A 13,489-nucleotide genomic window follows, 5' to 3' on the forward strand; every position below is an offset into this window, starting at 1 on the left:
CTTTCCTTTCCCGATCAGCACAGAGGGGCAAATACGCGGAGGACGGAATCAAACAGGCCGCCGATAATCCCCTGCTTGCAATCCTTCAATGTGATTTCCCTGCTGACTGCGATGGTATCCAGGCTGTCTTTCTTCAGTTCCTTCAGGCCGCCGGTCCGGTACAGGAGCGTTGCACATTCAAAATGGAGGTACAAGCTTCTGAAATCCATGTTTACGCTGCCTACCACGCCGAATTCATCGTCGCATATATAGCTTTTGGCATGGATAAAACCGGGTGTATATTCATAAATACGGATGCCTGCCCGGAGCAGGGGCGGATAATTGGAACGTGTCAGGCGGAAAATCATGGGTTTATCCGGAATCCCCGGCGTCACAATCCTCACATCCACGCCTCTTTTGGCCGCCACGCACAAAGCATTGCGCATTACGTCATCCACGATGAGATAAGGCGTAAATATGTAAACATATTTCTTCGCCTGATTCAGGATTTCCAGGTATACATTTTCCGCTATCGTTTCATTATCCAGAGGGGAATCGGTATAGGGCTGGACAAATCCCTCCCCTTCAAACGGCCCGGGATGGTGTACATGGGGCTTGAAACAGCTGATATCCGTATCCTCTTTGCGGAAGGCATTCCACATTTCCAGAAACATCTCCGTAAAGTTCCATACCCCTTCTCCCTTCAGCCTGACACCGGTGTCCTTCCAGTAGCCGAAACGCACCTTTTTGTTGATGTATTCATCTGCCAGGTTGATTCCGCCGGTAAAGGCGGTATACCCGTCTATATCAAGGATTTTCCTGTGATCCCGGTTATTCATAACCAGGGAGAAAAAGGGGATCACCGGGTTAAAGGCCATACATTTGATTCCGTATTTCTCAAGCCCCATAAAATAGCCGCCGGGAAGCAGGGTCACGCATCCCATGTCATCATAGATCATGCGCACATCCAGACCCTCCGCCGCCTTCTGCTTCAGGATTTCCAGGATTTGTTCCCACATTTCCCCTTCGGAAACGATGAAATACTCCACAAAAATAAAATGCTTTGCCGCTTTCAGCTCTTCCAGCATATCCACGAACATCTCTTCCCCGCTGGGATAATAGGTCACATCGGTGTTTCCGTAAACCGGGAAATCGCCCACACGCCTTACATAATCAAAGGTACCCGCGGCACGTCCGTGGACCCTTCCCAGATGATCCTGGATTTCCGCCTCCTGGAGCAGGCTGTCCTTAAACATCTCATGCTGTTCATTCAGCTTACGCCTCATTCTGCGTGACGGCTTTTTATCCCCCGAAAACAGGTAAAGCAGGCCGCCGAACAGAGGCAGCGTCATAATCAATACGATCCAGCCTATTTTATAAGCTGCATTATCGTCTTTTCCTATAATATACAGAACAATGGCAATACTGAGCGCCGTAAAAGCCGTTGTTATCCAACTGGAATATTTTGCAAGTTCCTCCAGCATAAAGATAATCCAGAGAATCTGAAGCAAAATGAGTACAACCGTAACAACAATGCGGTTGACCACCAGTCTTTTGTATTTCCCTTTCATCTGCTATCTTCCTTTCCGCTTCCCGTTCTGTCCTGCGGATGCTGCTCCTTCAGCCGGAACCTTCTTTTCCGTTTGGTTTCTCCGGTTGACATCATTGCGGATAAGCTTATAGGCCGTTGCCGCAATCGGGACTCCAAGAAGCATTCCCCCGATTCCTCCCAGGCCGCCGCCAACCGTAACGGCCGCCAGAACCCACATGCCGGGAAGCCCGATAGAGGATCCCACCACTTTGGGATATATCAGATTTCCTTCCAGCTGCTGCAGCACCACAATAAACACAACAAACAACAGAGCCTTGACAGGATCCACCGTAAGTATCATAAATGCTCCCACTGAAGCTCCCAGATAAGCCCCCACAACAGGGATCAGGGCCGTTGCCCCGATAAACGCGCCGATCATGGGCGCATAAGGGAAACGCAGCAACAGCATTCCCACAGTACAGAGTGTACCCAGAATTACCGCTTCTGTACACTGTCCGATAATAAAACTGGAAAAAGTTTCATTGGCCGTCCGGTACACATTCCGGATACGGGCAATTGTCTCCTCTTTCACATAGGCATGAAGTATTTTCTCCGCCTGGGAACGCAGCTTTTCTTTACCGGAAAGGATATAGATGGCAAAAACAAGGCCGATGAAGAAATTCACCACACTGCCCAGCACTGCCCCCACTGCGGTAAGAGTGGAATTGAGCACATCCCCCAGACCTGTTCTCGCAAAATCCATAACCTTTTCCATGGCACTGTTCCAGTCCACGTCTTTAATGCTTGCAGCAATATTCATGGCGTTGTTTTTCTCAAGCCATACGGCTGCCTCTTCCAGGAAAACCGGAACACTTCTTCCGATTACGCCGAAGGCCTTTCCCAGTTCAGGAAGAACCAGTCTTCCGATCAGCATTATTATCCCGATTACAAGAAGGATGGAAAGCAGGATGCTCACGCCTCTTCTGCTGGACCGGATCCATGTATTCCTGGAGCGCGGGAAATAAAGCCGCTCCACCCGGACCATGATTATATTGAGCACATAAGCCATTGCCGCCCCCAGCAGCAGGGAAAAAACCACATTCCATAAACTGACCGCCAGTCCTGCAATATTGTCAAAATAGCGGATCGCCAAAATGAGCAACGCGGCCAGGCAGATATAAATGATTACAGCACTGTCCGTTTTCTTTTTTTTCATAATACCTCCAATCGATTAGGCAGTTACAATTCTGTCTTATGCAAAACATTATCTTATCTTACCACAAATCTTTCCAGAAAGAAAGAACCGTCAGAAGCCGATCGGTTAAGATCTGCCCTGACGGTAATACCAGTGGAACGTTCCTTTATAACTGTTTTTGGAGAAGTATAGCGCTTCATCCGCACGGGAGTACAGGTTTTCAAAGGTTTCGTTCCCTTTTTCCCGGTACAGGCCGATGGAGCAGCTCAATACCACCTCATTTCCGTACCTCCCTGACATGGTCCGGTAGGCCTCCATCGCTTTCCTCGCTTTTTCCTCCGCTTCCTTTCTCGTATCGCTTTTATTCTCAAATACGGCGAACTCATCGCCCCCCAGCCGGCCTATGACCGCCTCCTCACCGAATACTTCTCTGAGGATTTCCGCCATTCCCATAATCACCCGGTCGCCCGCCACATGTCCATAGGTATCGTTCACCGCCTTAAAATCATCCAGATCTATCATATAAAAGGTCCCGCCGCCCGCTTCATTCAGCCGCCGCTTCACATACCGCTCAAAGCTCCCCCGGTTATACAGCCCGGTTATCAAATCCCTTTCTGACAGTTTCCGGTAATATGCCGCTTCCCTCTGCTGCCCGCCGGGAGGGTATTCTTCACAGGATTCCGCATTCCAGACCGGCTTCCTGTACAGGGCCGCATCCTCCTCGGGAAGGGATAAGTGGATATGCGCCACCCGGAATTTATTGGGACATTCTGCTTCCGCGGAAGCAGAGCATTCCCTTTCTTCCTCTTTCCAGACCACGCTGATCCGTACCTCCTTTTCCCACAATCCTGTCCTGGAATCCTCATTGGGTTCTTCTTCCTTTCCGGATACAAACAGCAATTCAAACTTGACATTGCCGCATACCAAAAACACCTTTTCCGACAGAGAAATGCTCTGAAACCATTCTTTCACCGGCCTGCATATATAATTTCTTCCATTCGTCCCTTTATCAGTATGCAGATCATTTTTTATTTGTTCTACAGATGTGTAGAATTCTTCAGACCGGCTCCCGATCACGATGGAATTATTGGTAAAAAATCCCGCAATTTCCTGGATTTCACCCAAACTGTGCCCGCCCAGGCAACGAAGCATCAACTGTTTTGTTAAGCCGCATAATTCCTTTTCAATCATTCCAACACCTTTCCCGGGCACATCTCAATTTTGCTCTAATACTAGAGCAATTATATCCTACTTTTTTAATAAAATCAATAATATATACCAATAATAGGAATCGGGAGATTATCGTTGGTTACGGTTCACACCATTCAGCCTCCGTCCCCGTTTCCTGCCCGCCTTCCGAGTCTCTTTGGAGCCGCCTGCCGGATATTTACATACAGCTTACGGCATCGCTCCATACGTCGAGACTCTATAAAGGCGGGCAGGCAGCGGAGGCGGAGGCTGAACTAAACACGATATATTCAGTGCTGTTAGGACGGAGAAAAACGAGACAGCACACTAGGGAGCAGTTTTTATGCAAAAAATAAAACACGATCTTTCTCTGGGTGCCAATATACGCACTCTCCGCAGATCCTGCGGTCTGACCCAGGAGCAGACAATAGCAAAGCTGCAGCTTTTAGGCTGCAGCCTTACAAGGGGTTCCTATGCAAAAATAGAAGCAGGTATCCAGAATATCAGTGTACAGGAGCTTCTGACCATGAAAGAGGTATTCCACGCGGAGTTCTCCGATTTCTTCCGAACGGCAGACGACGATTAACAGCCGGTCATAATGCGGATAATTTCCTTGTCCGTTTCTTTCATGCCGTCTTTACCCAGACGGCCCACAAGTGATTCAAGAGTGCATAAATCCCATCGCCGCAGGCGATTTTAAATGGATTTATGCATGTTACTGGTCACGGAGTGAACAGTAACCAGCCATCTCTAAAAAACAAATACAGGAACCCCCCGGAAACACTGAGTTCCCGGGGGGTGAGGTTATCTTATACAATCCCCTGTGCGGTCATGGCCGTTGCAACCTTTTCAAAGCCTGCAATGTTGGCGCCTGCCACATAGTTTCCTTCCATGCCGTATCGCTTCGCAGCATCATCCAGATTATGGAAGATATTAATCATAATTCCCTGCAGCCTGCTGTCCACTTCTTCGAAACTCCAGCTGAGGCGTTCGCTGTTCTGGCTCATTTCCAGAGCGGAGGTAGCTACGCCGCCGGCGTTTGCCGCCTTTCCGGGAACGAAAAGGACACCGTTCTTCTGCAGATACTCGGTAGCTTCCAGCGTGGTAGGCATATTGGCGCCTTCACAAACAGCTTTTACGCCGTTTGCAACCAGGCCTTCCGCATCGGAAAGGAGAAGTTCGTTCTGGGTGGCACAGGGAAGAGCGATGTCAGCCTTGACACTCCATACGCCTTTGCCGGAATGGTATTCCGCATGGGGCCTGTAGTTCAGGTAATCGGATACTCTACCGCGTTTTACTTCCTTGATTTCCTTCAGCGCTGCCAGATCAATTCCTTCCGGATCATATATCCAGCCGGTGGAATCGGAGCAAGTCACTACCTTCGCTCCCATCTGCTGTGCTTTCTGGATAGCATAGATCGCCACGTTTCCGGATCCGGATACAGCGATGGTCTTTCCTTCAATAGCAATGCCATTGCATTTAAGCATTTCTTTTGTCATATACAGCAGGCCATAACCCGTTGCTTCGGTTCTTGCCAGGGAACCGCCGTAGGTCAGGCCCTTTCCGGTAAGTACACCTTCATATACGTTGCGGATTCTCTTATACTGCCCGTACATGTATCCGATTTCTCTTGCGCCGGTTCCGATATCTCCGGCAGGGACATCGGTATCTGCTCCTATATGTCTGTAAAGCTCCGTCATAAAGCTCTGGCAGAAGGCCATAACCTCCCTGTCGGATTTCCCTTTCGGATCAAAGTCGGAACCACCCTTGCCGCCGCCGATAGGAAGGCCGGTGAGAGAGTTTTTAAACACCTGTTCAAAACCAAGGAATTTGATAATACCCAGGTTAACGGAAGGATGCAGGCGTAAGCCTCCCTTATAAGGTCCGATAGCGCTGTTGAACTGAACACGGAAGCCGGTGTTAACCTGAACCTGTCCCTTATCATCCACCCAGGGAATCCGGAACATAATCTGTCTTTCCGGATTAACGAGTCTTTCCAGCAACGCGTCTTTTCTGTAGGCTTCCTCATTGGCTTCCACCACCACTCTGAGGGATTCCAGAACTTCTTTAACTGCCTGATGAAATTCAGGCTGTGCAGGATTTTTCTCAATCACCTGCGCGATGACCTCGTCTACATATGACATGTGTGATTCCTCCTTAATTGTTTTTAACATAAAAAACGCCCAGGACAGATTACTGCTGACCTGAGCATTCCAGACGGCTTTGTCCGGCTATTATTATATAATGGATAAAGCCTGCATGCAAGTACTTTATTACGTTAACTTGACGAAATTTGCCAAAAAACACCTTATTATAGATACTTTTTCAGCTTTTCAATGGTTTCTTCTTCAAAATCCATAAGCTCACGGGCCAGTTCCGTGCTTTCATTCCCTGCATTCCCAAAGTGGTTCAGGGCCTTCCACATACTTGTCAGCCCTCTGCTGCTTCCCTTAATCATAAGCTCGGCAATATGGCTGGTGCTGGTGTTAAGAAGCGTATTGGCCTGTATGCTGCCCTTCAGCATCAAATCCGATACGCCGTTCGCCTGGTAGTTCTCCCCTCTTCCTTCCAGCATCTCACGACGGGCCTTGTCCCTCAGCTCTGAATATTTCAATTCCTGCCTGCTCAGCTGCAAAGCAAAGGCATCATCGGACAGCTTTGGGGATAAAGTTTCGATCGCTTTGATTCCCATTTCCGCATTTTTTTGGATCTCTCTGTAAATTGCCGCATCATCACCGCGCATCTTTTCTGCCTCCCTTCGCCGGTTGAACAAAAGCCTGACTTCTTTATGTTCAAAAAAACCGGGAATACTTTTATTTTAAAAAGTATTCCCGGTAAATGGGTTCCTTATTCCAATGTCTTTCACAGACATTTGTTATACTTACTTTAAGATATCTGTCTTGATATATCCGGTTTCGCCCTTAAATTTTACTTTAGTCCAGCCGTCAGCCTGTTTCATCAGGATTTCCACTTCATCACCGTAGTATCCCACACCAAGCCTGTCCGCTGTCTCACTTGCCGATTTACGGATATTTACGGTAGTGGTCAGACGATAGGTTCCGCTGTTAGGCACATCCACAGAAGCCGCACCATCGCCCGCTCCGGGAGCCGAAACAGGATTATCCGTATTGGCATTTCCAGCCGCTTCCTGTTCCCCTGTGTTCTCTGCAGCCGGGGTATCCTCCGCCGGTTCATTTTCTGCCGGAGCTTCCTCCGCAGGCTCCAGGAACTCCGATTTAATATAGGCTTCCTGTCCGTCAAATTCAATTTTAGACCAGCCGTTCGCACGGTTTTCCAGAAGAGCAAACTCTTCTCCCACCTGCGCTTTGCCAAGGCTGTCCGCTGTCTCGCTGTCCGACTTCCGGATATTCACCACATCCGTAGCCTTCACGCGGGATGCGGTCTGTGCTTCTCCGGCATCAGCCGGCTGTTCGGTACCGGCCTCTTCCGCCGTCTCTGTCTGAACGGCTGTCTCCGCTTCCGCAAGAGCATCACCCACCGCAGTCTTCAGGCTCTCTGAAAGCTCCGTGAGGAACGCCGCCAATTCTTCATTCTCAGTAACCGCCTCATTGTATTCCACCTGAACCCGGTTAAACAGATCCACCACATCGTCCTGCTTGGTTACATTCGTCCGGTATTCCTTCATGGATTCATCTTCCGAGCAGTCATGGATGTAATAGCTTCCATCGTCCTTCTTGCACACAATATACGTATTAAGCCCGGTAACCTTCTGCTCTATGTCGCGGAACTTGGCATAATAGGTAACGTAAACCACATACGAATCGGCTTCCGGCCCCGGCTTGGTATAGCAGTTAATATCATCATAGCTTTCCAGGTATTTGCTCTTTTCCTGAATCCGGAGCAATTCAGCCTGGTCCGAATAATCCTTCAGGGTATTAATGGTATCGATATCTCCCGATGCCGCCGCCTGATAATATTTTTCCATCAGGGCATTGACTTCGGGGTTTGCATTTTCTTCCAGAGGCACATCCGGCACCGCTGTCTCCGTCTGGGCTTCCGTCGATTCCGCGGGCTGGGCTTCCGCCTGCAGGTTTTTATTTTTACCGGTACTGCTTCCTATCAGGGATCCGAGCAAAATGCCGATTCCCAGAAGCACAACTGCAATCACTACGATAACAGCCAGCGATTTCTTGTTCTTTTTCAGAAGTTCCAAAAACTCATTGGGGGTACCCTCCGGTTTGGAGGTTTCCTTTTTATCTTTTTGTTCTTCGCTCAATATCACACCTTCATTCTTAATACAAAAGCCGTAAAATTCTCATCCGCCACCGGGCCGGCATACTTTCCCTGAAGGGAAATATATGCCAGAGTGACACAAATGCACCCGACAGGAATCGAACCTGCATTAAAGGCGTCGGAGGCCTCCGTTCTATCCATTAGACTACGGGTGCATAAGCATATGGTGATGCACTGGTTAATTATTACAAACTTGTTACATGCATCGCTCTGACATATATTAGCATAACTTTCCCCGGATGTCCAGACCACATTTTGGAAAAAAAAGAATTTTTAGATCATTTTAAGAAATAATCAGAATATCAAAGAATAGTTATCCTGCCGTTTTCGCGGCAAAAATAATAGACATTATCGGATAAAAGCTCTTCCTGCGGCACATTCTGGCCGTTCACCTCGCGCACCATATCATACAGGTGCTCTTTATTTTCCACTCCCGTATCAGCCAGCAGGATTACCTCATGTACGGAGCTGGGAAAAATATAAAAATCATGGCCGAATTCGTTGGCGTATTTTTCCAGCACCTCCGGATACAGGACGGATGCGGCTCCATAAAAATGTTGTTTATTTGTCAGTATATACATCTTCCTTTCCGAATTTTCCCTTTTGGGCCATCCCACAAGAAAATCCGCAACGCCGTCCAGAATAGCCAGACAGCCGTCCTCGTCCTCTTCCGGATTCTCCATTTCCACGGTTTCTGCCATCCGGTCCTGCACAGCCTTCCGGATGATATCAAACATAAAATCATCCATGGAGGAAATCTCCGGAGGAAGTATCCTGGGCATATTTTCCATGGCATCCTGCCAGAGCTGTTCCTCCGTTACCTCCCACAGATCCGTATGGCTTTCATTGATCAGGATACAGGCGCAGCCCATCCGGTCGCTCATCAGGATACAGCAGTAAACAACGGCCAGATCCATGAATTTCCTGTGGGGAACCTTATCCAGCAGCTGCCTGTTCTTCTCATAATTAATCAGCCGGCATGCCAGCTTGGGCTTTACCCTTACGTACTCATGGAAAAAGTCCATATTCAAGTCCGGCTCCGGTTTATTTTCTTCATAAATGCTGCAAATCTGGCGGATTATTTCACTGAAGGGCTTTCCCTGGCCATATTCCTCATAAAGCCCGTTCAAATAGATTGTGGAAGCCACATCGCTTTCCTCATTCATGAAAATCAGGCCGCTCAGGGTCACGCCGTTATTTTTCAGCACATTGCTTACGGTCAGGTGGATTTTATCACCAAAATAAGCCTGTACGGCATTTTTAACTTTTTCCAGAAACTTATCAAATTCCATTCCTTTTCCTCTCTTTACCTTGTTATAAGGCAACAGTCTTCCCACAATCCGCTTTTTTCTTCCCTTCCTCAATAAAAAAGACAATGAAAACTCTGCCAAGCAGAAATCTCATTGTCTTATAGGCTAATAATAGAATTATGCCTGTCCGTATTATGCTCTGGAAAGATATTCGCCAGTTCTGGTGTCGATTTTAATCCGGTCACCCTGGTTTACGAACAGAGGCACATATACAACAGCTCCGGTTTCAACAGTTGCGGGCTTGGACGCGCCTGTAGCGGTATCGCCCTTGAATCCGGGTTCTGTCTCGGTAATCTCCAACTCAACGAAAAGCGGAGGCTCAACTGCAAAAACATTCCCGTTATGGGAACATACCTTGCAGACTTCATTTTCCTTTACGAATTTTAATGTATCTCCAACCGTTTCAGAATTAAGGGCTACCTGATCATAGGTTTCCATATCCATAAAAGTAAATAAATCACCGTCAGAATATAAATACTGCATATCTTTTCTATCAATACGTGCCTGCGGGAATTTTTCAGTGGGCCGGAAGGTCTTCTCTACAACACCTCCGTTAATGATATTCTTCAGCTTTGTCCGTACAAAAGCGGCGCCTTTACCAGGCTTAACATGCTGAAACTCAATTATCTGAAAAATATTGTTATCTACTTCAATCGTAATACCATTTCTGAAATCACCTGCAGAAATCATAAAAAATCTTCCTCCTAAATTTTCGCGTTTAATTCTCTACTAGTTTATAATAAAATTTCTCTTTTTTCAACTGTTTTTTTACAGAATCTGCTTTTCCCCGGATTCCAGGTCACCATTCACGGCCCTTTGCGCCTGCAAGAATGAAATCAATCGCCTGGAGGTAGCCGTCAAGCCCCCGGCCGTAAATCTGTTTGTCGCAGGCCGGAGCCGTGACCGATATTTTGCGGAACTCTTCCCGTTTGGTGATATCGGAAATGTGGATTTCCACCTTGGGTACCGTGATGCTGGAAAGGGCATCCCGTATGGCGTAGCTGTAATGGGTGAACGCGCCCGGATTGATGACGATCCCTTCGGTTCCGTCAAAATAGGCCTCCTGCAGCCTGTCGATAATAGCGCCTTCATGATTGCTCTGGAACACGGTCACCTGGCTGCCTGTTTCCTTCCCCTTCTTTTCAAGAAGCTTCAGAAGGTAATTATAATCCTGATTTCCATAAATCGCTTTTTCCCGGATTCCCAGGAAATTTAAATTAGGGCCGTTAATCACAAGTATTTTCATCCGCCGTCTCCTTTTCCCCGCCGGCTATGCCGGCGATTTCTCCGATAATCTCCTCAAAATCCTTACCGTCCACATCGACCGTAATATCGGCGGCCGCCTGGTAAACAGGGTTCCTGATTTCCAGAAGCCTCCTGATTTCTTCCATGGGGTTTTCCTTCTGCAGAAGGGGGCGGGTATCATCTCCCTTCAGCCGCTCATAGACCGTTTCCGCGCTCACGCGCAGAAACACCACCGTCCCCAGCTCTTTCAGCAGCATCCGGTTTTCCTCCCGCATAGGAAGTCCGCCCCCGGTGGAGATGATCTGCTCTCCTTCCGTTTCCAGAAGGCTTCTCAGAGCCGCCGTTTCCATTCTCCGGAACCCCTCTTCTCCCTGCCCGGCAAATATTTCAGAAATGCTCCTGCCTTCTTCCTTTTCGATCAGGCGGTCCGTATCCACCAGCTGCTGGCGCAGCCGGTAGGAAAGCCGGATTCCCACGGTGGTTTTCCCGCTTCCCATAAAACCTGTCAGAATAATGTTTTTCTTCCTGTCACTCATGTTCTCCCGGTTCCTTTTTCGTAACCGATCAGGCTTGTTGATCGGTTACCTTTTTCATCTGTTCATAACAAAAGTCCGCATCCTCTTCCCGGACGGAAACGCCGGTCCATAGTTCAAAGGCTTCCACGCCCTGAAACAACAGCATCTTCAGGCCATTGCAGGCTTTTCCGCCCGCCGCTCTCACAAGGCGCATGAATTTCGTATCCGCGGGGCGGTATATCAAATCGTATCCCGTATGTACCAGCCGGTAAAAACCGGGATCCTCAATAACCGCTTCCTCCGTATGGGGAGCGAGACCCACGGAGGTTCCCTGGATCACCAGATATTGATCCCCTGCAAGCTGTTTCCAGCCGTCCAGTCCCATCGCACGGATGCAGCATCTCCCCGCCTTTTCGTTTACCTCCCTGGCAACCGCCTCTCCCTTTTCCAGGCTGCGGTTCAGTAGATATACCTGTTTGGCCCCGCGCAGAGCGCACAAAAAAGCCGCCGCCCTTGCCGCGCCCCCCGCTCCCAGCAGGATTACCTCCTCGCCGGAAACCGAAATTCCTTCCGCCAAAAGGGCCCTGTACAATCCGGACAAGTCGGTATTGTATCCGCAAAAGCCCTGTTCTGTCCTGACCAGGGTATTTACCGCCCCGATACAGGATGCCTCCCTGTCTATCCCGGATAAAAAGGGGATTACCGCGCTTTTGTGCGGCACCGTAACATTTACCCCGAGCAGGTTCAGCGCCCACGCGCCTTCAACGGCCTGACGTACCTGTTCCCCTTCCACCAGGAATGGGACATAGACCATATTGATGCCGCATCGCTTTGCCAGGGTGTTATGGATGACAGGGGAAAGGGTATGCTCCACCGGGTTCCCCAAGAGGGCACAGGTTCTTGTCTTGCCGTCAATCATGCTGTTTTCCTCCTTCTGCCGCCCGTTTTTTCTTATAAAAATGGAGGACAATCTTCTCCAGATAGCGTTTCAGCACGATCTGAATCTCTTCCCGGGGATTAATCGGCTTCACCAGATAGCTGTAAAGCCCCGCTTTTCTTGCTCCCCATACATCGGTAAACAGCTGATCGCCCACAAAAAAGGTATTGACGTCATCCGTCCCCATCTTGTCCATCGCCCGTTCATAATTTTTGATGCCCGGCTTACCGGCTTTGTATATATAATTCACATGTACCGCATCGTTGAACATTTTTACCCGTGGCTCCTTATTATTGGAAAGCAGAAGGCATTCATAACCAATGCCCTTCAGCCGCTTAAAAAGTGCGATGCTTCTGTCATCTGCCGGCGCTCCGTGCGGCACAAGCGTATTATCAATATCAAATATAATACCTCTGTAACCCTTCTTATACAGCCCCTCATAGTCTATTACATAAGCACTTTCCACATAGCTGTCCGGATAAAACTTCTCAAACATGGATTTTCTCCCTTTCTCACTTAGCAGTAACCGCGCGCAGCTTCTGCGTTCATACCGCCGGACCGGAGGAATCCGTTCCGGGGGACTCAATTCCCGCCGCTTCCAGCAGGCTTTTCGTATAAGGATGCTTCGGATGGAAATAAACATCGTCCACATCCCCGCTTTCCACAATTTCCCCGTCTTTCATGATCATAACCCGCTGACTCAGCTGGTACACCACACGCATATCATGGGAAATAAAGAGGATGGCAAGGCCCAATTCCTTCTGTATGTTCCTCAGCAGCGCGATGACCTGCGCCTGTATCGTCACATCCAGAGCCGAAACCGGCTCATCCGCAATCAGGAGCCTGGGGGATAGCATCAGGCTTTCCGCGATACAAACCCTCTGCCTCTGGCCGCCGGAAAGCTGCCGCGGATAGCGATCCGCCTGCTTTTCATCAAGCCCCACCTTCTTCAGCATTTCCAGCACCTTCTCCCTGCGCTGCTGTCTGTTCAGATCCGTATTCAGCCGCAGAGGCTCTTCCAAAATCCAGCCTACCTTTTTTACGGGATTCAGGGAGCTGTAAGGGTCCTGGAAAATCATCTGGGGATGCCGGGATTTCTGGACGATAACTCCCTCATATTTGGGAATCAGCCCCAGAAGCGCTTTGGAAAGCGTGGACTTTCCGCAGCCGCTCTCTCCCACCAGCCCCATGACTTCACCCTCCCGGATGGAAAAGGAGACGCCCTTTAATACATCCAGATCTTTTTTGGGATGGAACAGGCCCCCCTCCTCCTGGGCGTAGGAAACACGCAGATCTTTTACCATAAGGACATACTTTGTCTGTTTTTCTTCCATT

General features: G+C 48.9%; 14 protein-coding genes and 1 tRNA gene. 1 reads left to right on the forward strand and 14 read right to left on the reverse strand.

The genetic code is table 11. The features are described from left to right. Positions 1-14: 14 nt before the first annotated feature. From cls to DXA36_RS08695, 3 genes are all read right to left on the reverse strand, one after another. The gene (gene cls / locus DXA36_RS08685; protein WP_118678217.1) at positions 15-1,550 is read right to left on the reverse strand and encodes a cardiolipin synthase; all 1,536 of its coding nucleotides are present in this window, start codon (positions 1,548-1,550) and stop codon (positions 15-17) included. Positions 1,551-1,553: 3 nt separating this feature from the next. Continuing rightward, complete coding sequence (locus DXA36_RS08690) at positions 1,554-2,726, reverse strand: AI-2E family transporter (protein WP_118678219.1); 1,173 nt, start codon at positions 2,724-2,726, stop codon at positions 1,554-1,556. A 105-nt stretch (positions 2,727-2,831) separates the two neighbouring features. Then, positions 2,832-3,896, reverse strand: a complete 1,065-nt coding sequence (locus tag DXA36_RS08695; protein ID WP_118678221.1) for a GGDEF domain-containing protein — start codon at positions 3,894-3,896, stop codon at positions 2,832-2,834. Positions 3,897-4,236: 340 nt separating this feature from the next. Between DXA36_RS08695 and DXA36_RS08700 the strand changes: the two genes are divergently transcribed. Continuing rightward, positions 4,237-4,479, forward strand: coding sequence for a helix-turn-helix domain-containing protein (locus DXA36_RS08700; RefSeq protein ID WP_118678223.1), 243 nt, complete (start codon positions 4,237-4,239; stop codon positions 4,477-4,479). Positions 4,480-4,702: 223 nt separating this feature from the next. Here the strand turns inward: DXA36_RS08700 and gdhA are convergent, their stop codons facing one another. The 11 genes from gdhA to DXA36_RS08755 all read right to left on the reverse strand — a co-directional run bounded on the left by gdhA (position 4,703) and on the right by DXA36_RS08755 (position 13,488). Further along, a complete protein-coding gene (gene gdhA / locus DXA36_RS08705; RefSeq protein WP_118678225.1) occupies positions 4,703-6,037 on the reverse strand; it encodes an NADP-specific glutamate dehydrogenase in 1,335 nt (444 codons plus the stop codon). 167 nt (positions 6,038-6,204) lie between these two features. Next, complete coding sequence (locus DXA36_RS08710; RefSeq protein ID WP_118678227.1) at positions 6,205-6,636, reverse strand: hypothetical protein; 432 nt, start codon at positions 6,634-6,636, stop codon at positions 6,205-6,207. Between the two features lie 138 nt (positions 6,637-6,774). Beyond that, positions 6,775-8,130 (reverse strand): SH3 domain-containing protein, encoded by a 1,356-nt coding sequence (locus tag DXA36_RS08715; RefSeq protein WP_118678229.1) that lies wholly within the window; start codon positions 8,128-8,130, stop codon positions 6,775-6,777. Positions 8,131-8,230: 100 nt separating this feature from the next. Beyond that, positions 8,231-8,302, reverse strand: a tRNA-Arg gene (locus tag DXA36_RS08720). A gap of 147 nt (positions 8,303-8,449) precedes the next feature. Beyond that, the gene (locus tag DXA36_RS08725; RefSeq protein WP_118678231.1) at positions 8,450-9,439 is read right to left on the reverse strand and encodes a DUF5688 family protein; all 990 of its coding nucleotides are present in this window, start codon (positions 9,437-9,439) and stop codon (positions 8,450-8,452) included. Between the two features lie 150 nt (positions 9,440-9,589). After that, positions 9,590-10,147 carry an elongation factor P gene (efp, locus tag DXA36_RS08730; protein ID WP_118678233.1) on the reverse strand — a complete coding sequence of 186 codons (558 nt, stop codon included), beginning with the start codon at positions 10,145-10,147 and terminating at the stop codon, positions 9,590-9,592. Positions 10,148-10,256: 109 nt separating this feature from the next. Then, positions 10,257-10,703 (reverse strand): type II 3-dehydroquinate dehydratase, encoded by a 447-nt coding sequence (gene aroQ / locus DXA36_RS08735; RefSeq protein ID WP_118678235.1) that lies wholly within the window; start codon positions 10,701-10,703, stop codon positions 10,257-10,259. Then, entirely contained in the window at positions 10,684-11,238 is a 555-nt protein-coding gene (locus DXA36_RS08740) for a shikimate kinase (RefSeq protein WP_118678237.1), read from the reverse strand. Before DXA36_RS08740 ends, aroQ begins: the two co-directional genes overlap by 20 nt. Before the next feature lie 28 nt (positions 11,239-11,266). Then, on the reverse strand, positions 11,267-12,136 hold the full coding sequence (gene aroE / locus DXA36_RS08745) for a shikimate dehydrogenase (protein ID WP_118678239.1): 870 nt from the start codon (positions 12,134-12,136) through the stop codon (positions 11,267-11,269). Continuing rightward, positions 12,129-12,650 (reverse strand): YqeG family HAD IIIA-type phosphatase, encoded by a 522-nt coding sequence (locus DXA36_RS08750; RefSeq protein WP_118678241.1) that lies wholly within the window; start codon positions 12,648-12,650, stop codon positions 12,129-12,131. Before DXA36_RS08750 ends, aroE begins: the two co-directional genes overlap by 8 nt. 49 nt (positions 12,651-12,699) lie before the next feature. After that, entirely contained in the window at positions 12,700-13,488 is a 789-nt protein-coding gene (locus DXA36_RS08755) for an ABC transporter ATP-binding protein (RefSeq protein ID WP_118678243.1), read from the reverse strand. Position 13,489 lies beyond the last annotated feature (1 nt).

It is taken from the genome of Eisenbergiella sp. OF01-20 (genome assembly GCF_003478085.1).
Lineage (GTDB): Bacteria > Bacillota > Clostridia > Lachnospirales > Lachnospiraceae > Eisenbergiella.